The 21607-nt window shown below is 35.9% G+C and carries 17 protein-coding genes; 7 read left to right on the forward strand and 10 right to left on the reverse strand.

What is annotated here, in order from left to right; genetic code table 11:
* Positions 1 to 6 precede the first annotated feature (6 nt).
* Complete coding sequence (locus tag AQF98_RS03955) at positions 7 to 810, reverse strand: ParA family protein (RefSeq protein ID WP_055130600.1); 804 nt, start codon at positions 808 to 810, stop codon at positions 7 to 9.
* A gap of 179 nt (positions 811 to 989) precedes the next feature.
* On the opposite strand from AQF98_RS03955, the gene AQF98_RS03960 reads away from it, so the two are divergent.
* On the forward strand, positions 990 to 1511 hold the full coding sequence (locus tag AQF98_RS03960; protein WP_055130601.1) for an NADPH-dependent FMN reductase: 522 nt from the start codon (positions 990 to 992) through the stop codon (positions 1509 to 1511).
* Positions 1512 to 1601: 90 nt separating this feature from the next.
* On the opposite strand, the gene AQF98_RS03965 is transcribed toward AQF98_RS03960, so the two are convergent.
* Positions 1602 to 2057 carry a hypothetical protein gene (locus AQF98_RS03965; RefSeq protein WP_055130602.1) on the reverse strand — a complete coding sequence of 152 codons (456 nt, stop codon included), beginning with the start codon at positions 2055 to 2057 and terminating at the stop codon, positions 1602 to 1604.
* A gap of 44 nt (positions 2058 to 2101) precedes the next feature.
* Here AQF98_RS03965 and AQF98_RS03970 point away from each other — a divergent pair, with 44 nt between their 5' ends.
* Positions 2102 to 3733 carry an ABC transporter substrate-binding protein gene (locus tag AQF98_RS03970; protein WP_055130603.1) on the forward strand — a complete coding sequence of 544 codons (1632 nt, stop codon included), beginning with the start codon at positions 2102 to 2104 and terminating at the stop codon, positions 3731 to 3733.
* A gap of 497 nt (positions 3734 to 4230) precedes the next feature.
* Here the strand turns inward: AQF98_RS03970 and AQF98_RS03975 are convergent, their stop codons facing one another.
* The 3 genes from AQF98_RS03975 to AQF98_RS03985 form a co-directional block, all read right to left on the reverse strand.
* Entirely contained in the window at positions 4231 to 6660 is a 2430-nt protein-coding gene (locus AQF98_RS03975; protein ID WP_055130604.1) for an outer membrane beta-barrel family protein, read from the reverse strand.
* Positions 6661 to 6991: 331 nt separating this feature from the next.
* Positions 6992 to 7642 carry a hypothetical protein gene (locus AQF98_RS03980; protein ID WP_055130605.1) on the reverse strand — a complete coding sequence of 217 codons (651 nt, stop codon included), beginning with the start codon at positions 7640 to 7642 and terminating at the stop codon, positions 6992 to 6994.
* A gap of 6 nt (positions 7643 to 7648) precedes the next feature.
* Positions 7649 to 8155: an RNA polymerase sigma factor gene (locus AQF98_RS03985; protein WP_055130606.1), complete on the reverse strand. Its 507-nt coding sequence runs from the start codon at positions 8153 to 8155 to the stop codon at positions 7649 to 7651.
* A 348-nt stretch (positions 8156 to 8503) separates the two neighbouring features.
* On the opposite strand from AQF98_RS03985, the gene AQF98_RS03990 reads away from it, so the two are divergent.
* Positions 8504 to 8977: a hypothetical protein gene (locus AQF98_RS03990; RefSeq protein ID WP_055130607.1), complete on the forward strand. Its 474-nt coding sequence runs from the start codon at positions 8504 to 8506 to the stop codon at positions 8975 to 8977.
* 80 nt (positions 8978 to 9057) lie between these two features.
* Here AQF98_RS03990 and AQF98_RS03995 read toward each other — a convergent pair whose 3' ends face one another.
* A complete protein-coding gene (locus AQF98_RS03995; RefSeq protein ID WP_055130608.1) occupies positions 9058 to 9942 on the reverse strand; it encodes a LysR family transcriptional regulator in 885 nt (294 codons plus the stop codon).
* 59 nt (positions 9943 to 10001) lie between these two features.
* On the opposite strand from AQF98_RS03995, the gene AQF98_RS04000 reads away from it, so the two are divergent.
* Positions 10002 to 10973 (forward strand): YeiH family protein, encoded by a 972-nt coding sequence (locus tag AQF98_RS04000; RefSeq protein ID WP_055130609.1) that lies wholly within the window; start codon positions 10002 to 10004, stop codon positions 10971 to 10973.
* Positions 10974 to 11082: 109 nt separating this feature from the next.
* Here AQF98_RS04000 and AQF98_RS04005 read toward each other — a convergent pair whose 3' ends face one another.
* Positions 11083 to 11475, reverse strand: coding sequence for a hypothetical protein (locus AQF98_RS04005; RefSeq protein ID WP_055130610.1), 393 nt, complete (start codon positions 11473 to 11475; stop codon positions 11083 to 11085).
* A gap of 208 nt (positions 11476 to 11683) precedes the next feature.
* On the opposite strand from AQF98_RS04005, the gene AQF98_RS04010 reads away from it, so the two are divergent.
* Positions 11684 to 13657 (forward strand): sensor histidine kinase, encoded by a 1974-nt coding sequence (locus AQF98_RS04010; protein WP_082434889.1) that lies wholly within the window; start codon positions 11684 to 11686, stop codon positions 13655 to 13657.
* Complete coding sequence (locus tag AQF98_RS04015) at positions 13647 to 14282, forward strand: response regulator transcription factor (RefSeq protein ID WP_055130612.1); 636 nt, start codon at positions 13647 to 13649, stop codon at positions 14280 to 14282. Before AQF98_RS04010 ends, AQF98_RS04015 begins: the two co-directional genes overlap by 11 nt.
* 13 nt (positions 14283 to 14295) lie before the next feature.
* On the opposite strand, the gene AQF98_RS04020 is transcribed toward AQF98_RS04015, so the two are convergent.
* A complete protein-coding gene (locus AQF98_RS04020) occupies positions 14296 to 15192 on the reverse strand; it encodes a DMT family transporter (protein WP_055130613.1) in 897 nt (298 codons plus the stop codon).
* 98 nt (positions 15193 to 15290) lie between these two features.
* On the opposite strand from AQF98_RS04020, the gene AQF98_RS04025 reads away from it, so the two are divergent.
* Positions 15291 to 16703, forward strand: coding sequence for a PLP-dependent aminotransferase family protein (locus AQF98_RS04025; protein ID WP_055130614.1), 1413 nt, complete (start codon positions 15291 to 15293; stop codon positions 16701 to 16703).
* Between the two features lie 193 nt (positions 16704 to 16896).
* Here AQF98_RS04025 and AQF98_RS04030 read toward each other — a convergent pair whose 3' ends face one another.
* Positions 16897 to 20058: an efflux RND transporter permease subunit gene (locus tag AQF98_RS04030; RefSeq protein ID WP_055130615.1), complete on the reverse strand. Its 3162-nt coding sequence runs from the start codon at positions 20056 to 20058 to the stop codon at positions 16897 to 16899.
* Positions 20059 to 20086: 28 nt separating this feature from the next.
* Complete coding sequence (locus AQF98_RS04035) at positions 20087 to 21601, reverse strand: TolC family protein (RefSeq protein ID WP_055130616.1); 1515 nt, start codon at positions 21599 to 21601, stop codon at positions 20087 to 20089.
* Positions 21602 to 21607 lie beyond the last annotated feature (6 nt).

Genomic DNA, 21607 nt, shown 5'->3' on the forward strand with positions numbered 1-21607 from the left:
TATAAGTTATATAGTTGCCGTATCTACATCTTGTTCTTCGGTTACCAAACCGTTTTTGCGAACAATCTCTCTGGCTAAGTTTAAATAATTGATAGCTCCTTTGCAATTTGCATCATGCATGATGACCGATACACCATAACTTGGTGCTTCACTTAATCGGGTATTGCGCTGGATAATTGTTTCAAAAACCAATTCTTGGAAGTGGGTTTTTACTTCTTCTACCACCTGATTAGATAAACGTAATCTTACATCATACATTGTAAGCAAGATTCCTTCAATTTCTAATTCTGGATTTAAACGATTTTGTACGATTTTAATTGTGTTCAATAATTTACCCAATCCTTCTAATGCAAAATATTCGCATTGTACAGGGATAATTACTGAATCTGCTGCTGTTAAAGAGTTGATCGTGATCAAACCTAAAGATGGAGAACAGTCGATAATGATAAAATCATACTGATCTTTTACCTTTTCAAGCACCGCTTTCATTTTGTACTCACGGCTGCTCAGGTTAATCATCTCAATTTCAGCACCCACCAAGTCAATGTGCGCAGGCAACAGATCAAGGTTTGGTGTTTCGGTTTTAACAATGGCATCTAGCGGATCAACATCATTAATGATGCACTCGTAAATGCTATTTTTAATGTTCCTTGGATCAAAACCAATACCTGAAGTAGAGTTTGCCTGTGGATCTGCATCAACCAAAAGTGTTTTATACTCTAAAACCGCTAAGCTGGCTGCTAAATTTATAGACGAGGTAGTTTTACCTACACCGCCTTTTTGGTTTGCTAAAGCAATAATTTTACTCATCTATCTTTTTAAAAAATTGCCAAATTTGATTATGGCCTAATTTTACAATAAAAATCTTCAAAAAATGCTATTTTTGTATCGATTTAGGCATTTTTTAACAATTAGCTAAGATACAAACTAAATCACAATATCAGTATTAAAGCCATAAGTGTTTTACACATCTTATCAACAATTTGAACATGATCACTATCATATCCGGCACCAACAGACCTGCAAGCAATACCTTAAAAGTTGCAAAATACTATCAGAAACAACTGACAGAAAAGGGCTTGGAAACCAAATTGTTAAATTTACAAGACCTACCAGCTACTTTAATTGATACAGATCTATACGGAAAAAGAAGTGCCGAATTTCAAAAGATACAGGACTTGGTTAGCGAGACCAGCAAGTTTCTCTTCATTATACCAGAATACAATGGTAGTTTCCCAGGTGTACTAAAAACTTTTATCGATGCTTGTGCTTTCCCTGAAAGTTTTTTTGATAAAAAGGCTTGTTTAGTAGGAATTTCTTCAGGCAAATATGGCAATATTCGTGGCATAGAACATTTTAATGGGGTTTGTGCTTATTTGCACCTTAACATTATGCCCTTACGCCTGCACATTTCGGCCATTAAAACAGAATTGGATGAAAATGACCAACTTTTTAAAGAAGATACCTTAAAATTTGTAAACCAACAGGTAGATAAGTTTATTGTTTATTAAGTTCAATGGTTCATTAGTTCAATGGCTCATTGGTTCATTAGTTTCTTAACCTATTCTCTATTTCCCATTCCCTATTTACTATTTCCTAACTTACACTCCAAAATTAATCCAGTTCTTTCCTTCGTTACCAAATACAAAAAAGCCTGGGTGGAGCATTTCGGCAATATCTTCTAAAACAGTAACCATTTCTGGCGCCAACTTAACTAGACTGTGTTGGTCATCCATAACGTAAACGTGGTTATAAGTTACCGCAGGCCATTGTGGCGAAATTGCGCCTACCACTTTACCGATCAGACTGCCTATTCCAGCTTGGTGTTCAAAATAGATGATCACTTTTGCCTCTAAAGCAATGGGTACCAATTCGCCACCTGCCAACTCAATTAAATGATCTAAAGCATGTTGGATTTCGTTACCCGTAGTTAAACAAATTACAGGCACCTTATCCATAAATTTGATCTTATGTGTTACAATATCTACCCGATCATGCAATTCTTCACGTAAAAACTCATCATTTTCACTATTTATAACCTCATTTAAAAAAGACATCTGAATTATTTATTAATTTGTGCAAAAATAGTATTCCTAAACTGATGCGTAGAATTATAAGTGATATATTTTGGATTTTTTGTGTAGCGTTAATTGTCTCTTGTAAAGGGAAAAACGCTGATGATGGCAAAAAAGTTTTCAATATCAATCTAGACCAAAATGTAACCTCTCTTGATCCGGCCTTTGCCCGTAACCAAAATGCCATTTGGATGATCAACCAGATCTTTAATGGACTGGTACAGGTAGACAAAGACTTGAATACCATACCCTGCATTGCCAAAACCTGGCAAATGTCTACAGACGGGCTAACCTATACTTTTAATTTAAGGGATGACGTGTACTTTCAGGACGATCCTTTGTTTAAAAATGGAAAAGGAAGAAAAGTGGTTGCCGAAGATTTTGCCTATAGTTTTTACCGTTTAATTGATCCAAAGGTAGCTTCTTCTGGCGGTTGGATCTTTAGCGATAAGGTAAAAGACGCCAATAGCTTTAAAGCACTAAACGATACTACCTTTCAAATTACCTTGCTTAAACCATTTCCTGCTTTTATGCAGCTGTTAACAGCACAATATTGTTCGGTAGTACCTAAAGAGGTGGTAGAGCATTATGGAAAAGACTTTAGGAGCCACCCAGTGGGCACTGGCCCATTTAAGTTTAAATATTGGAAAGAGGATGAGATTTTGGTATTGGTAAAAAACGACCATTATTGGGAAAAGAATGGCGATGTGCGCTTACCTTACCTCGATGCGGTAAAGGTTACATTTATCAGCGATAAACAAAGTGCCTTTATGAATTTTATCAAAAAAGACCTCGACTTTTTTAACAGTGTCGACGGAAGCTATCGCGATGATATTTTAACAAAAAGTGGCAAGATGACCAGCAAATATGCGGGCAAGTTTCAACTGATTAAAGGTCCGTACCTGTGTACTGAATATGTAGGAATCTTGGTCGATACTTCTAAAACGATTGTTAAAAATTCGCCATTGCGATTTAAAAAAGTGAGACAGGCCATTAATTATGCCATAGACCGTAAAAAGCTGATCAAATATTTAAGAAACAGCGTAGGTACTCCTGCAACCTCTGGTTTTATTCCGAGAGGAATGCCGGGCTTTGATAACACCCGTGTGAAAGGTTATGATTACAACCCCGTTTTGGCTGCCAAGTTATTGGCAGAGGCTGGCTATCCTGACGGGAAGGGAATGCCACAGGTAACATTGAGTACTTCTACAACCTATAAAGACTTGATTGAATTTATACAGGGCGAACTGGGCAATATTGGTATCAAGGCGAAGGTTGATGTTAGTCCAAATGCCAGTCTTAGAGACATGATGGCCAAAAATGAAGTGAACTTTTTTAGAGGATCTTGGATTGCCGATTACCCTGATGGAGAAAACTATTTATCTGTATTCTATTCTAAGAACAGAGTTCCTTTTGGGCCTAACTACACTGGCTTTTTCAATGATGAATTTGACCGTTTATTTGAACAAAGCTATTTTGAAAGCGATCCTAAAAAGCGTTATGAGTTGTATTACAAGATGGACAATATGATTATTGAACATTCTTCTGTAGTACCTATATTGTACGACCAAGCTGTGGTTATGTTACAGAACAACATTAGTGGCTACCCCATTAACCCTTTAAGTTTAATGATCTTAAAAAGGGTAAAGAAAAAGTAGATAATAACAACAGAAGTGTATCATTTAACCATCTAAGGCACCTTAGCCGCATCTAAGTCTAAGCATTTCTTAGGTTTCTTAGGTGGTGAATAATTAGAAGATACAACCACATAGAAGCATAGTTCACCTAGGCTTTAACCATCTAAGGCACCTAAGTTACATCTGAGTCTGAGCATTCCTTAGGCTTCTTAGGTGGTAAATAATTGACTTGATTATCAAATAGATACATGGCTCACATAGGGTTTTAACCATCTAAGACACCTTAGTCACATCTAAGTCTAAGCATTCCTTAGGTGGTAAACACAAAACTGCTTCATAAAATTACAAACGCACAAAAAAAGCCTCTGATACAATTGCACCAGAGGCTAGAATTTATATTTGGTTTGTTTTTGATCTCGTTCTGACCAGTTAATTGACACATCAACTAACTCCTATAATCAAAGATAAAATAAAATTTGATATAGAACGAGTTTCAACCTAATTATTTTGCAGCAACATTATTGTTGCACGCCCCCCATCTGGCCACCACCTTGTTGATCTTGTTTAACGTCATCATTTTTGATCTTTTTCTTTTCTGTAAATTTCAACTTACCAAAGCTATAGCTAAAGGCCAAGTTAAATGAACGCAAAGGGTAAAAAATCTGTGTATTTTGGTATACTGTACCTGAACTATTTACAGCGTTGTTCTGTGTTTTGATCTCAAGATCGCGGGTAAATGGATTCAATACATTGAAACCGATACTTCCTTTTTTGTTCAGGATATCTTTCTTAACCGTTCCACCATAAAAATAAAATGCATTTGTTTTACCTTGGTAAGTACGACGTGGTGAAGTGGCTACACCGAATAATTCGAGGTTCCAACCTTTACCAAAGGCGTAGGCCGAACGGGCAAAGATATTGAACATATAATAGGTTTTGCTCACATCTACAAGCTCACTATTGATGTCATAACTGTTCATCCCTATACTGCTCATTAAAGTCCATTTTGGTTTAGGGTTATAAGACCCGAAGATGTTGAAACCAAAGGTTTTTAAAGAACCTACGTTAATGTACGAGGTTAGGGTTTTGTTTACACCATTTTCAACAATTGGTGAAATTGAGTTTTCAATGATCCCGTTGGTACGACGATAAAAAATAGAGGCATTGATAATAGAACCTTTGATATAGGTAGAATAAGCTAGCTCTAAGTTATCGCTCAACTCTGGATTCAATTGTGGGTTACCCTGCATGATATTGAACTGATCGGCCTCGTTACGGAAAGGATTCAAGTGAATCTGACTTGGTCTTTGTACCCTTCTGTTATAGCTCAGTTTCAACATCGAACTTCCTTTTAAGGTCTGCGCTACAATTACACTTGGGAATAAATTCAAGTAATCATTCGTCTCTGTTCCACTGGTTTTGGTATTGAAGTCGATCTTCGTATACTCTCCCCTAACGCCACCTTTTACCTGTAGTTTTTTGGTGAGGTTAAAGCTAATTACACTATACACCGAAGCTACATTCTGATTGTATTTGAAATCTTTTGCAGCAGCATCAAATTGACTATTAAAATTACGGAAAATCCCTTTTGCTCCAACCTCTAAAGTAGTTGCTTTGCTAAACGGATAAGTGTAATCTGTTTGAGCGGTATACTCGTTATTTTTACCAGTATTGCTACTAAAAGTCTCTAATGCACCTGGATACAATGGAGAGGTTAAGCTATTGCTAAAAGTTTGTGGTGCACGACCTGTAGACAACTGTGCTGAAATTGAAAACTCTTCGCCAGCTTTTTTACTGGTTTTTCTGTAGTCAACGTTCCAATCCAAATTGTTCATGCTGGCATCCATGCTACTGATATTCTTCGAAGCTACACCATTAATGATATAGTTAGATTCACCAGGGCCACCATTCGAAAAACGGTTGAACTTGGCATTGGTACTGATGTTGTTATAGGCGTTAAAATCGTAATCTAAACCTAAACTACCATTGAAACCACTTCTATCCCATTTAGAAACACCATCTTGCTGAATGCTATTGGTACCACCACTGTTTAATTTGGTATTGTTTACCGACAATACCCTTGTGTTTTGGGTAAAGGCATAGTTACCACCAAGGGCAGTGTTCATGCTCAACCTACCGGTTTTTGCAGTAAGGTTAAATGAGCCATTATTTTGACGGGTACCTGCGGTTGTATTTAAACTACCACTTACGCCTTGGGCATTCGATTTTTTGGTAATGATGTTTACAATACCACCAGAACCTTCTGCATCGTATTTGGCCGAAGGGCTTGTAATTACCTCTACACTTTTGATCTGTTCTGCTGGCATCATCTTTAAGGCATCGGCTACACTGTTGGCCATGGTTCCAGATGGTTTACCATTGATCAACACTCTTACCGCAGCGCCACGTAGTTGTAAATTTCCATTCATATCAACCGATAACATAGGCACTTTACGCATCACGTCGGTTGCATCGCCACCCACATTGGTTCCATCTGCTTCTGCATTGTATACCAACCTGTCAATCTTATTTTCGATCATGGCTTTTTTACCTTCAACGGTAATCTCATTCAAAGTATTAGATGAGGCCACGATAAACACATTACCTACGTTATTGTCTAACTTTTCTGGTGTTGTTTTTACCAGCATGGTTTTGCTTTTGTAACCGATAAAGCCCACCACCAGTTTATATTCGTCTGGTGCAATGTTCTGTAATACAATTTTACCTTTATCATCGGTTAAACCACCATTCACAGTTTTATTGTCTTTTACTTTAATTAAAGATACTGTTGCATAATCTATAGGTTGTTTGGTTAAAGAATCCAACACCAAAGCAGTGATACGACCTGTTACAGTTACTTTCTGGGCACCCCCTCCCATACCGGGAAACTGGGCTTGCGCACCGAACATCATCATTAAACCTGCACACAGAAGTATAATTTTTTTCATAGTTTTATTGTTTGTTTGCTAATTAGTCTAACAAAATTAGTTTTTGTTACATCGACCTAAACTCATTTTAGATCATTTGAATTGAAAAGGCGGTGAATGGCAAAAAATAGTCGGTGAATGGTTTTACACCACTTCAATAGGCAAACCTGTGCGATTTGCAGATTCTGGCTGAATATGAGTTGTTTATTACGGCAACCTGATTAGGGAGCTAAAATCTGCTGGATTTTGTACTTTGATTTGAATGCTTATTTAGAAACTTTTTAAATTTCAATCTCTTGGGGTTCATGTATCTACCATTGCCATGGTTAACATCTCCACTAACCATGGGAAACTAGTTGTGTTTAAAGCTTTCGATCTCTTCTAAAAACATAGCTGATTTAATAGTTCCATTCCATTCAGGACCACTAAATAAGAGTTTAAACCATTTTTTATCAATATTTTTAATGTTAATATTTTTGTAAAGCCAAATTCCGGCTGCAGTAAATGCCAATACAATTGGTACCTGAATTAAAGCAAAATTTAATGGTGCCTCTATTATCCATTTCTCGGTGATGAACCAAGTGGTAAAAACGGGCATCTGTAAAAAGCTAATACCAACAATAGTTAGTGATAATGATTTCAAATTAGCCAGTTTTTGCTGCATTTCTATTACATTTTCACTATTATCTATTTGATTAATTAAATATAATTGCCTAATATATAATGCAATAGCCGTTACAGACACTAATAAATGAATAACAATTGAAGCTGTAAAAAATATTGAAGCATGATGTTTTATTGCGCCATAAATAATCATGCCTAAAAAAATAACATATAATATCCCAATAAAAACAGCCCATTTTTTTATCCGTTTAGTTGGCTTCAATGCACCTTTAGCCTTTTGCAGCTGCAGCTCAGTAATAATTTTCCGATTTAAAGAAAGGCTTTTTTCTAACTTCTCATCGTATTGTTTCCAAAGGTTGATCATTTCTATATTGTCCATGTCTTTTTAATTTTGATTGTTAAATTTTTGTTTCAATTGTTCTTTAATCCTTCCAATTTTAGTGGCCACATTGGTTGTACTAATTCCAATAATGTCTGCCATTTCCTTGTGCGGTTTTTCTTCTAGATAAAGGATCATCAATGCCCTATCTAAAGGTTTGAGTTCGTTGATAAACTGTTGCAATGCATTGAGGTTTGCTTCCAAGCCGTCTTCTAAATTTTCATCACTCAGTTCGATCAGGTGATCGCCCATGGAAATGGTTGGTGTGGTTTTCTTTTCGTTCCGGTAAAAAGAAATCGCCACATTTAAGGCAATTCTATACATCCAGGTAGACAACTTATAAGTCTCATCAAAACGCTCCCACGATTTCCATAATTGAAAAATGATTTCTTGGGCAAGGTCTTCGCGATCGATCGCATTGCGACAGTAAGAATTACATATCTTAAATATGATACCCTTATTGGCCTCTATGGTAGAAACGAAATCTTGTTGAACTGTTGTTGTGGTCTGCATTGATTTTAAATCATGTTTCCCTATTATTCGTAACAAGTTCTAAAAAATCACAACCAAACCGAAAATTATTTTTTGAGGTGTAAGAAAATGTCATTCAAATACTTAGTGGAATATTAATTTCATTGATCAATCTCCTAACTTTATTGAGCTAAAAATCATAAATACAATACTCCTCAACTTGAAGCATCGGTTAGAAGTTTTGTCTAAAAATTTTGGTTATCAATTGTTAAGTTATATTTTTATCAAAACAACTAAAAACATAGTGACAATAGTGGCTTCACATCAAAACCTAACCTGTGGTTACTATTGCACATCATTTACCAAAACTTAATTTAAACATCAAAAACTATGAAAAACAACACTAAATTAATGCTAATCTGTCTAATGGCCGTATTGGGTTTTGCAAGCTGTAAAAAAGGAGGAGATGGCGAGGAGAAAAAGAAAACAACAGCAGAAAAAATTCAGGGCAAATGGAATCTCACCCTAAGAGAAGATATCGAAACGATAAACGGGATAATAGAAAAAGACAGTGAAGCTGGTAAACCTGGAGAATATCTTGATTTCCGCACCAGTAACATGGTGTACTTAAAAGAAAGTGGAAGTGCCGAAGAAGGAACCAACTATACCATTGACAATGATAAACAGCTCACATTTATATTTGGTGCGAATGATAAAGAAATTTATGCCATTGATGTGCTTACTGACAATAAACTGGTATTACACTCTAAAGAAGTTATTGTTCCAGTTAAAAGCAGCATTCCTGGCACTAGTGATACTGGTCCTAAAAATACCCGCGAAACCATCATTACCTTAACCAGATAATCAACAACTAACTTTCGATATAAAGCAGCCTCATTAAAATAGTTAATGGGGCTGCTTTGGTTAAGTAGGTCATAAAAATTTTATGCTTTAGCAAAGCGCATAAAAAGTTCGGCCAAAGAATCAGGTTGGCCATGCAATTGGATAAAATGAAACGACCTTTCTATTGTTAATCCTTTAATATCTATAATTCTACATTCGTTGTTTTTCAATTCTTTTAAAATAGATTGTATAGATAAAAAAGCCAGGCAGTTGCTTTGCATTAGATACGACTTGATTCCCTCGGTTCCTCCAAGCTGCATTTCTACAGTAAGGTCTGCCAGTTTAATATTTTGTGCCTTCAGGGCATAGGCAATCACATCAAGTGTACCTGAACCGGGTTCGCGAAGCACCAAAGGATAGTTTTTAAGTTCTTCTGGTTTGATGGTATCTTTTTTAACCGTTGTATTGTTTTGGGAGCATACCAACACAATTTCGTCTGTAAAGTATTTTTCGTACCTGATTTGTGGATGACGTGAGATGCCTTCTATAATTCCAAATTCGATTTCTTTCTGTAACAATGCTTGCTCTATATCTTCGGTATTACCCATTTTGAGCTGAATTTGTATGTCTTTAAACTTTTGATGAAACCTGGCCAGTACGGCTGGTATTACATATTGTGCTACGGTAGTACTGGCTCCAATATGCATAATGCCCTTATTTTGTTTAACCAACAAGTTCATGTCAAATTCCAATTCTCTGTAAATACCAACAATCTGTTCTACATAAGACATTAACAGTTGGCCTGCTGTAGTCAGTACGATTTTCTTATTTCCACTCCGCTCAAACAAAGATGCCTTAAACTGGTATTCCAATTCTTTGATGTGTTTGGTAACAGCTGGCTGACTAATAAATAACTCTTTAGCAGCCTTAGTAAAGTTCAATCTTTTGGCAACAGTATAAAATACTTGCAGTCTAAAATCAATCATATCAATAACCTTAAGTTATCAAAGATAATAATTAACGATTTTAAACAGGCTAAAATGTGATGGATATTTGCATTCAAGAACAAATCAATATGCAACAGTTATTTCTTCATCCAAATACCCGAAAAATCATATTCCTTTTGGCAGCAACATTATGCCTTTTCCCTTTCATTTCACCACCATTGGCCTTGCTTTTAGGTTTAATCTTTGCTCAGTTAATGGAACATCCCTTCCCACACCTCAATCACCGAGCAACCAATTGGCTATTGAAAATAGCTGTAGTAGGGTTAGGTTTTGGGATGAATGTTTTCAGTGCAATAAAAGCTGGGAAAGAGGGCATACTTTTTACCATCGTTTCTATTGTTGGGGTATTGACATTGGGTTATATTTTAGGCAAACTGTTCAAGATTAATCTCAAAATATCTTATTTAATTTCGGCTGGAACAGCAATTTGTGGTGGAAGTGCAATTGCAGCATTGTCTCCATTAGTGAAGGCCGAAGAGAAACAGATCTCAATTGCCATGGGAACTGTGTTTATCTTAAACTCAGTGGCTTTGTTTCTATTTCCTGCAATAGGGCATTTTTTCAACCTCTCACAAACTCAGTTTGGTTTATGGTGCGCCATTGCCATACACGATACCAGCTCTGTTGTAGGTGCGGCAAGTAGGTATGGCGAACAAGCTTTACAATTGGCAACTACGGTAAAATTAGCCAGAGCATTGTGGATTGTACCTTTGGCATTTGGTACAACCTTTTTATTTAAAGGAGAGCAGAAAAAAATCAAGCCACCTTATTTTATTGGTCTTTTTTTATTGGCCATGCTAGCCAACACCTACCTGCCTTTTATACAGCCTATTGCACCGTACATCTTACAGGTGGCCAAACTCGGACTAACCCTAACATTATTTCTGATTGGCAGTGGATTATCTTTTAACACCTTAAAAGTGGTAGGCATATTGCCTTTGCTACAAGGCGTTATCCTTTGGGCAGTAATTTCCGTTGCTGCTTTATGGGCAGTGATACTACTAATTTAATTCAATAGCGACATCAAAAACGGGACAAATTAACCGCTATTAATTTGTCCCAAGGTGTAGTTCGTTAGCCTTAAACACCATTTCTTCATACTTTGTCTTTAGCAATAAACTAGAAAGTATGAGTTACTGCAACGGTAAGTGACGTACCACTACCTGTAGATTCTTTTTTTAATACCCCGTCTACATAGATCTGCATCTTAATTGTAGAAGCTGCACTGGCTCCATTGCCCCCTGCGCCACCTGCAAGCACAATGGTTCCGGCCGGAACAACAATTTCTGGACTTGTCCATGTGCTACCACTTAAAGAACCAACTTGGGTTACCTTACCATCATATCCATAATTGGCTACAAGAAGATTACTTCCTGCTGACGCTTCAACCTTGAAAACAACATTATGGGCACCATTGCTAGGTGGTTCTTTTGGTATTTTAGAACAGCTCAGTAAAACTACAGCAAAGGTTAAAGCCAGGCCTAAGCACAAATAATTTTTAAAATTTTTCATAGGTAAATGATTAGCGCCTACTCTTTCAACATGCAGTTTTCGGCTTCCCTGATTGCTAAAATTCCTTATTAGCTATTTAACAATCAAAGTTACGTGGGCCCATTAGCCGTAACAATACCAACATTCTAGGAATTTTTTATACCTGTTTTCTGGTATTTTTGATAAAGATGGCAAGGTGTTTAAGATTGTTCCATATACTTGTATAGCTATGGCCCGGTATCTGTTTGTCTTTTTGTACTTATTTTCTATTTCGTTCTGGTGTGCCGGACAAATGCCTATTGTTAAACAAAGTGCTGCCGATAGCTTGATATACATTTTGCAAGACACAAAATCTGATAGTGTTAAGGCCCGAGCAAATTTTCTTTTATTTGAGTATTGGCAAAATAGAGCACCTGCAAAAGCTAAAAACCATTTAGATGAAGCAAAAAATTTAAGCGAAAGGTATCCTTATCTAAAAGCCATTTCTCCATTTTACGAAGCAAAATATTATGCAGCTTCAGATCCAGTTAAATGCGAAACCTTATACATGAAAGCAGACAGTTTACTGTCTAGATACAATACCAAAGATGCCTATTTATTGAGGGCAAGAGCATGGTATAATTGTTCTGTGCTGATACAATTGAATGATAACAAACGAAGTACAACACTGATATTGGATAAAGCCATTCCACTAACCAAGCGAAGTGGCAATAACGATCTTTTAAGCAGAATGTACCTTGGTTTAGGAAATACATTTAAAAATAACCGTCAATATAGTTTAGCAGAATTCTATTACAGCGCTGCATTACAATTGGTGAGGAACCAATTTGACGAAGGCACAGCTGATCTTTACCTGTCGCTGGCTTCTACCTATTACCAGCTCAAACGTTATCAAGAGGCAAAAAAAATGCTTGATAAGGCCAAAATGATCCTTTTATCTTTTCCCAACTCTAGGTTAGCACCATTGTACTACCAAACAGAAGGGCTTTATTTGGCCAAACTTTCAAAACTTGAAGAGGCATTAAACAGCTTTAACAAGGGGATAAAGGCCGCTGAGGTTTTAAAAGAGGAATATGAAAGACAGGCGATCATGTTGATGAAATATTCGGTGCTCTATAACCAGAAAAAATACAACGAGGCCAAACAAATTATCATCTACCTCTCTGAGCAAAAAGAGATCATGTCTACCGTAAATAACAGAAAACGCATTTATGCCGAGCTCGCAACCACGCTAAACCAGTTAAAGGAAACCTCTGCAGCCTATAAATTTCAAAAAGAATACAGCAGGTTAAGCGATAGCCTGAACGATAGTAGACTGAAGAAAGACATTAATGCTTTGGAAATAAAATTTAGAAATACCGAGCGACAAAAAGAAATAGAAGTATTAAAGGTTAAAAACGAACGTGCTTTATTGGCAGCAAAAAACACCAAGCTAATGAATTGGCTAATGAGTGCCGTAATCGCAGTACTATTAATGTTGCTCTTGTTAGGAATTTGGTATTATCGAAACAAGAAAAAACGTCGCGAGCTGAGTTACCAAAAACATTTAAACGAGTTAGAACAGCAACAACAGCTCAAATTTAGCAAAGCTGTATTGTTGGGAGAGGAACAAGAACGCAGAAGACTGGCCCGAGACCTACACGATGGTTTAGGTGGAATGTTGGCAGGTATAAAAATCAATTTATCGCTGCAAGTAAAAGAGCCCTTTGTAGAGGCTAAAAAAATAGAGCTACAAAAAGTAATGGCACAATTAGACAGTTCTGTTACCGAGCTTCGTCGTATTGCCCATAACATGATGCCAGTAAACCTGCTTAAATTCGGCTTAGAAACTGCTTTAAAAGATCTTTGCGAGGTATTGATGACCGAAAATACCAGAATAGATTTTCAGGCATTTGGCATAGAAGATACTATTCCAGAACAGACCCAAATTAACATTTACCGTATTGCGCAAGAAATGTTGGCCAATGCCATCCGTCATGCCAATGCCAGCAACATTATGCTGCAATGTAGCCAGCACGAAAATGTTTTCTTAATTACGCAAGAAGACAATGGCAAGGGTTTTGACCTCAATTTAACCAATAATGAAACTGGCATTGGCTTAAGCAATATCAAAAACAGGGTAGGTCTTTTAAAAGGAAAGATGGATATAGAATCGGTAATGAACGAAGGAACCACAATTAACATAGAACTATATGTCGATTAATAAAGTAAGATTAGCCATCTTAGACGATCATCTTATTGTACAAGAAGGACTACAGCGCTTATTGGTTAATGTTAAAAACATCAACATTGTTGGCTGTTTTACTTTTGCCACCGATTTTATCAATTTCTTACACAAAAACAACGTTGATATTGTACTATTAGACATTACCCTTCCAGATGCCAATGGTATAGACCTGTGTAAGGAAATTAAAAAGATTTCGCCAAAAACCCATGTACTGGCCTTGAGCAACCATAACGAGCGGAGTATTATTTTACAGCTGCTACAAAATGGAGCAACTGGTTATGTATTAAAGAACGTAGCTGCCGACGAATTGGTAACTTGTATCAATGAGGCGATGAGTGGATCTGTTACTTTTAGCAAAGCTGTAAAAGAGATCATGGCCCACCCTTTAGCCAATGAACTCAATAGTCCACCACAATTGACAAAAAGAGAAAAAGAAATCTTGAACATGATTGCCAATGGACATACTACCATTAAAATCGCAGAGATTCTTCATTTAAGTCCATTAACAGTAGAAACACATCGTAAAAACCTGTTACTCAAGTTTGAAGCAAAAAATGTGGCAACTCTTATTAAAACTGCTGTAGAAATGCGCTTAGTTTAAAATCTCCGCTCTATTATTTTGCAAATTTCTTGGAAGCTGCTACACATAAGATTACGCCAATTGTAATACCCAACATACCAACGCTCACCTGTTCGTGCAATAAAGTAGCGGCCAGTGCCAAACCAAAAAATGGCTGTAGCAATTGCAGTTGCCCCACCGCAGCAATTCCACCCTGTGCCAGTCCTTTATACCAAAAGATAAAGCCAATTAACATACTAAATACAGAAACATAAGCCAAACCGAACCAAGCAGAACTATCAATGCTACTTAACTGAGCTGGAACTAAGAAAAACACCAATGGTGCCATTAATGGCAACGACAATACCAAGGCCCAAGAAATAACCTGCCAACCGCCCAATGTTTTTGAAAGTTTTGCACCTTCGGCATAACCTAGTCCACATAAAATCACTGCCAATAACATCAAGATATCGCCAATAGGTGATGCGGAAAGTCCTTGAGCAATGGCAAAACCAACTACCAACAAACTCCCGATAACTGAGAAGATCCAAAATGCCGGATGTGGACGTTCTCCTCCACGCATTACACCAAATATGGCCGTGGTAAGGGGCAACATCCCTAAGAATACAATAGAATGTGCCGAAGTTACATACTGTAGTGCCAAGGCCGAAAGTAATGGAAAACCGATCACCACGCCTATCGACACAATAACCAACGAAAAAAGATGCGCTCTTGAAGGTCGTTTTTCTTTAAAAACCAGTAACAAACCAAGTGCTAACAAACCAGCTATGGTTGCTCTGGCAACCGTTACAAACAACGGACTGAGTGCCAATACTGCCACACGTGTGGCCGGCATCGAACCACTAAAGATCAGTACGCCAATAAATCCGTTGATCCAACCACTGTTACTTGTTGTGATTGGCCTTCTTAAAAATGAGATGCTATGTGCCATGTTGTTGTATTCAATTGTTGCAGTAAAAGTAGCCTGCTTACCAGAACAATAACAGTATCAGTTTTGCATTTATAAATAGACACAGTTACATTTGTAACATGAGTAAGGATTTTCTATACAATGACATTGCCAATGGGATTGCCAGTCAGATCAGAATTGGAATTTTAAAAACTGGCGATCGATTGCCTTCTGTAAGAATGTTATGTAAAAACCACAACATTGGCATGAATACGGCCAAACGGGTATTTTTGGAATTAGAAGCTCAATCGCTAATTGATTCAAAACCACAATCAGGCTATTTTGTAGCACAGTTGCCCCATTTCAAACTCCCTTTGCCCGAAATCAGTCAGCCTTTATCTTTAGCTAAGGATAATGAACCTGATGAATTGATCAGTAGGGTTTACGCCAATATGGGAAATGATGAACTCACTCTTTTTTCTATCAGTGCCCCATCTGGAAGTTTGTTACCCTTAGCCAAACTAAAAAAGGAAATTGTACAAGCTACCCGTGAACTTAAAGAAGGCGGTACTGCTTATGAACCTTTGCAGGGCAATATCAAATTGCGAAGAATGATTGCCATGCGTTCGCTTGCTTGGGGAGGGAACCTACAAGAAAACGACTTAATTACCACCAATGGAGCCATGAATGCCGTGTCGCTTTGTTTAATGGCTTTAGGAAAACCTGGCGATACCATTGCCATAGAAAGCCCATGCTACCCAGGCACATTACAATTGGCGATTAGTTTGGGTTTTAAAGTACTGGAACTGCCTACCCACCCAATTACAGGTGTAGCCATTGAAGCTTTAAAGGAAGCCATTCCAAAAATTGATCTTTGCTTGTTGGTGCCCAACTTTAACACCCCGCTTGGCTATTGCATGCCCGACGAACGTAAGGAAGAAATTGTTAAGCTATTGGCCCAACATCGTATCCCATTAATTGAAGATGACATCTATGGTGATTTGTATTTCGGTACCCAACGCCCTAAATGCTGTAAATCTTTTGATAAGGAAGGGAACGTATTATGGTGTAGTTCTGTTTCCAAAACCTTGGCTCCGGGTTATCGTGTGGGTTGGGTTGCACCGGGTAAGTACAAAGACAAATTACTTAAGTTAAAGCTGATCCATTCGATATCTTCTGCTGCCATTATTCAAGAGTCGGTAGCCAGTTTCCTCAAAACAGGAAAATATGAAAACCATTTGCGTCAACTTCGTAGAACTTTACAAGAAAACTATCAAAACTATGTGAGTGCAATTGCCGAGTATTTTCCAGAGGGCACCAAAACGAGCAGGCCACAAGGTGGGCTTACACTTTGGGTGGAGTTTAGCAAAGCAATTGATACCAAGAAATTGTACGACCTTGCCATTAAACAAAAAATTAGCATTGCCCCTGGCCGCATGTTTACCCTGCAAGATCAGTTTGAAAATTGCATGCGACTTTGCATAGGCCTACCTTGGTCTGAAGAGATCAGATTTAAGCTGAAACAGCTAGGAAGCTTGGCGAAGATGCTTTGAGGTATTTATATAATCCTTCAGGGACTAGAAGCTAATCCGAAAATAAGTGCTTAGATAGTAATTATAGATATTTTAAAAATCTACTAAACATTTTTTTTTAGTGCGTGATTGAATACTTTTCTAAGAAGATCCTGAATCGTCAATTTCTGAATCATTGCTTTTGTCGAATCTAGATTGAAGAAGAATAGGCATTTTACCCTTTTTTCGGCATTGAGGTTCTAACATCCTTCACAATGAATAATGGTAAATAAATTAATATCCCAATTAATGAAAACAATAGGCCTCCAATAGAACCTACGGCAAATGAAAACCAAAATGCCTCATTTTGTCCATTCCAAACAAAAGGGATTAAACCTGCCATAGTAGATATAATTGTTAACAATACAGGAATTATTTTATAATTAAAGGCTTTAAAATAAATCAATTGCGTATTCCTTTTTGGATATTCTTTTTTTAAATTATTATAATCATTAATGATATACAAGGCCGCATTAACGCTAATTCCACACAAAAGAATGAAAGATGCATAGCCACCTTGATCAAAATTAAAATCGAAAGCATAAAATGTTAAAAAAACCCCAATAAAGGAAATTGGGATCATGCTTATTATTGCAAAAGGTTGCTTCAAAGACTCTAGTAAAATGGAGCAAATAAAGAAAATGATCAAAATGACCATGAAAATGAAATAATATTGTTGTTTATTTTTTATATCCCATCTACCAGAATCTTGCTCAAAGACTCTATAACCAATAGGCAAATTGTTTTTCAATTCTGTTACATTATCTTCTCGTACTTTTTTTGCTAAGGGCTCTGGTCCAATAAAGTCATATTCTACTTTTAAACGATATTGCTGATTGAATTTTGAAATTGAGTTTCCTGTTTTTCTTTTTTCAACAGTTGCCATTTGATCTAATTTATATTGATTGTTCCCCATACTAATAGGAACATGTTTTAAATCCCAAACATTAACTTTTTGGTATTTATCAGAGACTAATTTAACTTGTTGTAATTCATTATTGCTAATAAATGAGGTTACACCACCGGCATGTGTTTGATTTCTTAGATAAGAGTAGATTCCTGTTTGATAAACTTCAGCCATTGCCATTTTTTCGGCATCAAATCCTAAAAAGTATTCATACGAATTAGAATTACGCCAAGAATCACCATTAGTTATATCTACCTCATCAATTCTAGAAGAGTTTGCTATCAATTGTGATTTTAAAAGTTGGGCATAGGAGTATAATTTATCATAATTATAGCCTTCAACTATAATTCTATTATTCTTATAGTCTGAACCTAAGGCATTCGAAAAACCCTGGCCAACACCGGTAACAGACCAATCTAGACCTCCCAAACTAATGGCTTTTGTTTCCAACAATCCTTTTAATTTAAGTGGGAAGCCACTAAATTCAATCTCTTTTTTAAAATAAATGGAAATAGTTGATTTTTTATAACTGCTTATATTTGTTTCAAACATTTCCACTTCTTTAAAGCTTCCGATGTAATTTTCCATTTTAACAATTACATCATTTAATTGCTCAATAGTACACCCTTCAGGCATACTGCCCCAAATTGACAATTTAGTTCGCTCTGTATCAGCATAATAAGCATTTTCATAAACATTTTCTGTAAACAGTCTAAGAGAGCCTCCAAGTATTTTTTCTAATGTAGGTTTAACTTCATCATAAAACCATTGATTGCCTATCGTATTATTGTACGTCTTTTCTAAAAAACCATCTCCATCCATTGTTTTAGGAAAAAGATATAATGGCAATCCAAATCCAAGCAATACAGCAACAATAAATACCCATTTGAAACGCGGTTTTTTAAATGTTAAAATCAATTTATAATAATAGTCTGTATATCTAATTATTGTTTTTTTTCTTTTTCTTGAAAATTGTTTCTTTTTTTGATTGACAGCCATTTTATCCAAAAGAGCAGGAACAAAAAACAATGCAACAAATAATGAAACTCCAATATTTATGGCAATAACTAAGGTAAAATCCCTTAAATTGGATTGCAAGGATTCATCTAATAGAAAGGTTGACAATAATGCACCTGTAGTGGTTAAAGTTGTTGCTAAAATAGCCAGAAATACTTTTTTATCACCTTTGTTTCTCAGGTGATCTATCATGATGATACAATTATCTATAATAATTCCTAAAGAGATTGTAATGCCTGCAAACGAATATAATTGAAGTTCTACTTTGAATATATAATAGAATATTACAGCAATTAACAAGTTGGTAACAATACTGAAAAATAAAATTAATATGTATTTTAAGCTTCTAGTTGTAATTAAAATGAGAAGAAATAATATCAACAAAGAAAATAACATCTTTTCTTCAATTTTTTGTAGTTCTTCAGTAATATATTGAGAAGTATCATTAGTTAATTTCAAAGAATACTCCCCTTTTAGCGATCTTTTTAAATTATCAATTTCTTTTTTCACCTCTTTAGACACATCAATAGTATTGGCTCCTTTTTCAGCATACACCACCATGTTTATGGAATTTTTCCCATTTATTCTAAAGTAAGCTTGCATAGGGGCTTCTTTAAATTGAACCTGAGCTATATTTTTGAGATAGATAATTCTATTCCCTATTTTTTTTACCGGGATGTGATCCCAATCAATCTCATTTTCATATTTATAGCTTAAAACGATGGATATTTCCTGAATCTCAGCATTATTTGTAGAGTTTAAACTTCCCTGCCCTAGCTGTTGTGTTTGAAAATATTGACTAATGGCGTTTTCTATTTCATTAACCGATATAGAAAGTTGTGAAAGTTTGTCTGAATTATACTTTACAACCCAATCAAAAGGATCTGCACCATATACATATACTTTGTTAACTCCTTTTATTGTTGCTAATTTTGGAAGTATCTGATTTTCGGCATACTTCTTAATGAGATAAGAACTTTCATTGGCATTAACACTATAAGTCAAAATTGGAGAAGAGTTCTCGTTTGCTCCACTAACAGATAACTGAGGATAACTTACTCCTTGAGGAAGTTCTGAATAAACTTGACGAATTAGATTGGCAATTTCAAATCGAACAGCATCCAGATTTGTATTTTTTTTAAATTGAATATTTATGGAACCATTTTCTTTATTTGTGGTAGAATTTATTTCCTTGATCCCTTTAACCGTATTGAAAACACCCTCCAACTTAGAAGTCACTTCTTGTTCAATCACCTTTGCTGAAACATCACGCCAACTAAAACTAACACTCAATGATGGTAAAGCTCTTGACGGATTTAATTGAACACTCAATAAAGGAACCATACTAGCACCAATAATGCTTAGACAAATAAAGCAAGTTAATATGGTAAAAGATGGAAGTTTTAAATTCATGTAGATTTTTTTTAAACCCAGAGGATCTTTATTTGTTTATCATTTCATCAAAGTTCTTACTGATAGTACTTTTGCTTTGAAAATCGTAAAGTGTTAACTGCTGTACTTCATAATAAAATTTCCAATAATTATATAAACACATTACATAATTTTCGGAGGCAGCCTGCCAAGCTTTTCTGGCACTAGTAAGCCTTAGCAGATCGATGCTTCCTGATAGAAATCTTTTCTCAGTTAATTCATAAGAAGATTTCGAAATTTCCATAGTTCTTAAAGCAACCGCTACTAATTGTTTCTGAAGATTGAAATCGATAATTTTCAAACCTAGTTGTTGGTATATTTTATCTCCTTCCTGTTGAATGGCAATTTCGCTCACTTCATTATTCATTTTTGCGGTTTTAATATTCCCCTTACGTTCACCCCAATCTAGGATAGGGATACGCAATTGAATTGCAATCATTTGTTGTGCTAACAACCTACCATATGCATCTTTAAAAGTCTTCGCATTTTGGTTCAGACCATAACTCCCTATCACTGACAAATCGAAACGGTTATCTTTGATTGCCTTATCCAGATCTCTCTTTGCTTCTATCCTTCTTATTTTTAAATTGAAGATTTCAGGATTGTTTATTTCAACAAGTGCAGTAGCTTCTTTAGGGTCAATTTGTAGATCTGAAATTGATTCTGGCAATTCTGGTAAGGAACGCAGAGGGCTGTCTTCCCTCAAAAATAATCTTAATTCCGATTCTGTTTTTTCCAACTCTCTCTCATTTCTTATTAAGTTGGTTTCTGCATTATACACATCTAATTCTAGATTAAGAATGTCATCTTTTTCTATAGAACCTAATTCATATCTTTTATTTCCAATTTTAAAAAGTTTTTGCGTAGTTGTTACATTTTCTCGAGCCAGTTCAACTCTTTTACTTGCTGAAGCCCAATTAAAAAAGTAATTAACTGCTTTTAGCTTTATATCTTGCAATTCATAGAGGTATTCTTTTTTAGCATGTTCAAATTGAAGGGGGGCAATTTTACGTGCCCATTTGAAACTATTAAAAGCCATAATAGGTTGAATCACTCCTATACGAATGGGTACAGCGGAGAAATATTTTGAATCAATTAATCCAAAGTTAGCTAACCTGTTGAAACTGGAATTGGCATAAATTGTTGCTCCAGTAGCTTTAATGTTTTGATTAATACTAATATTTCCGTAGCTGTTTAAATTCTGTTGTGGTCTATAAACATCAATGTTATTTTCTGAATCGTATCTTTTTAAAACAGACTTATTATAACTTAGCGGCTCTAGCTCCAAATTTACTTTAGGTAATAGGCTTGCTTCAAAAGACCTAAACTGCCAATAACTTGCCCCATATTGTTGTTTGGCTTTAAAAGCATCTAAGGATTTTTTGCTCGCAATATCAATTATATCATCTAGTGTAATTTTTTGTCTACTATACTGTATATTATTTATTTTCTGAGCGTTACCTTGTAAATTGTGTAAAATAAAAGTGATTAGTAAGGCTACTTGTATCTGGTTAATTAATCTCATTACTTA

It is taken from the genome of Pedobacter sp. Hv1, from assembly GCF_001412215.1.
GTDB lineage: Bacteria > Bacteroidota > Bacteroidia > Sphingobacteriales > Sphingobacteriaceae > Pedobacter.

Bases quoted from the DNA above. Each gene is read 5' to 3' on its own strand.
- AQF98_RS03955 (WP_055130600.1), bottom strand. From the start codon at position 810: ATGAGTAAAATTATTGCTTTAGCAAACCAAAAAGGCGGTGTAGGTAAA.
- AQF98_RS03960 (WP_055130601.1), top strand. From the start codon at position 990: ATGATCACTATCATATCCGGCACCAACAGACCTGCAAGCAATACCTTA.
- AQF98_RS03965 (WP_055130602.1), bottom strand. From the start codon at position 2,057: ATGTCTTTTTTAAATGAGGTTATAAATAGTGAAAATGATGAGTTTTTA.
- AQF98_RS03970 (WP_055130603.1), top strand. From the start codon at position 2,102: ATGCGTAGAATTATAAGTGATATATTTTGGATTTTTTGTGTAGCGTTA.
- AQF98_RS03975 (WP_055130604.1), bottom strand. From the start codon at position 6,660: ATGAAAAAAATTATACTTCTGTGTGCAGGTTTAATGATGATGTTCGGT.
- AQF98_RS03980 (WP_055130605.1), bottom strand. From the start codon at position 7,642: ATGGACAATATAGAAATGATCAACCTTTGGAAACAATACGATGAGAAG.
- AQF98_RS03985 (WP_055130606.1), bottom strand. From the start codon at position 8,155: ATGCAGACCACAACAACAGTTCAACAAGATTTCGTTTCTACCATAGAG.
- AQF98_RS03990 (WP_055130607.1), top strand. From the start codon at position 8,504: ATGAAAAACAACACTAAATTAATGCTAATCTGTCTAATGGCCGTATTG.
- AQF98_RS03995 (WP_055130608.1), bottom strand. From the start codon at position 9,942: ATGATTGATTTTAGACTGCAAGTATTTTATACTGTTGCCAAAAGATTG.
- AQF98_RS04000 (WP_055130609.1), top strand. From the start codon at position 10,002: ATGGATATTTGCATTCAAGAACAAATCAATATGCAACAGTTATTTCTT.
- AQF98_RS04005 (WP_055130610.1), bottom strand. From the start codon at position 11,475: ATGAAAAATTTTAAAAATTATTTGTGCTTAGGCCTGGCTTTAACCTTT.
- AQF98_RS04010 (WP_082434889.1), top strand. From the start codon at position 11,684: ATGGCCCGGTATCTGTTTGTCTTTTTGTACTTATTTTCTATTTCGTTC.
- AQF98_RS04015 (WP_055130612.1), top strand. From the start codon at position 13,647: ATGTCGATTAATAAAGTAAGATTAGCCATCTTAGACGATCATCTTATT.
- AQF98_RS04020 (WP_055130613.1), bottom strand. From the start codon at position 15,192: ATGGCACATAGCATCTCATTTTTAAGAAGGCCAATCACAACAAGTAAC.
- AQF98_RS04025 (WP_055130614.1), top strand. From the start codon at position 15,291: ATGAGTAAGGATTTTCTATACAATGACATTGCCAATGGGATTGCCAGT.
- AQF98_RS04030 (WP_055130615.1), bottom strand. From the start codon at position 20,058: ATGAATTTAAAACTTCCATCTTTTACCATATTAACTTGCTTTATTTGT.
- AQF98_RS04035 (WP_055130616.1), bottom strand. From the start codon at position 21,601: ATGAGATTAATTAACCAGATACAAGTAGCCTTACTAATCACTTTTATT.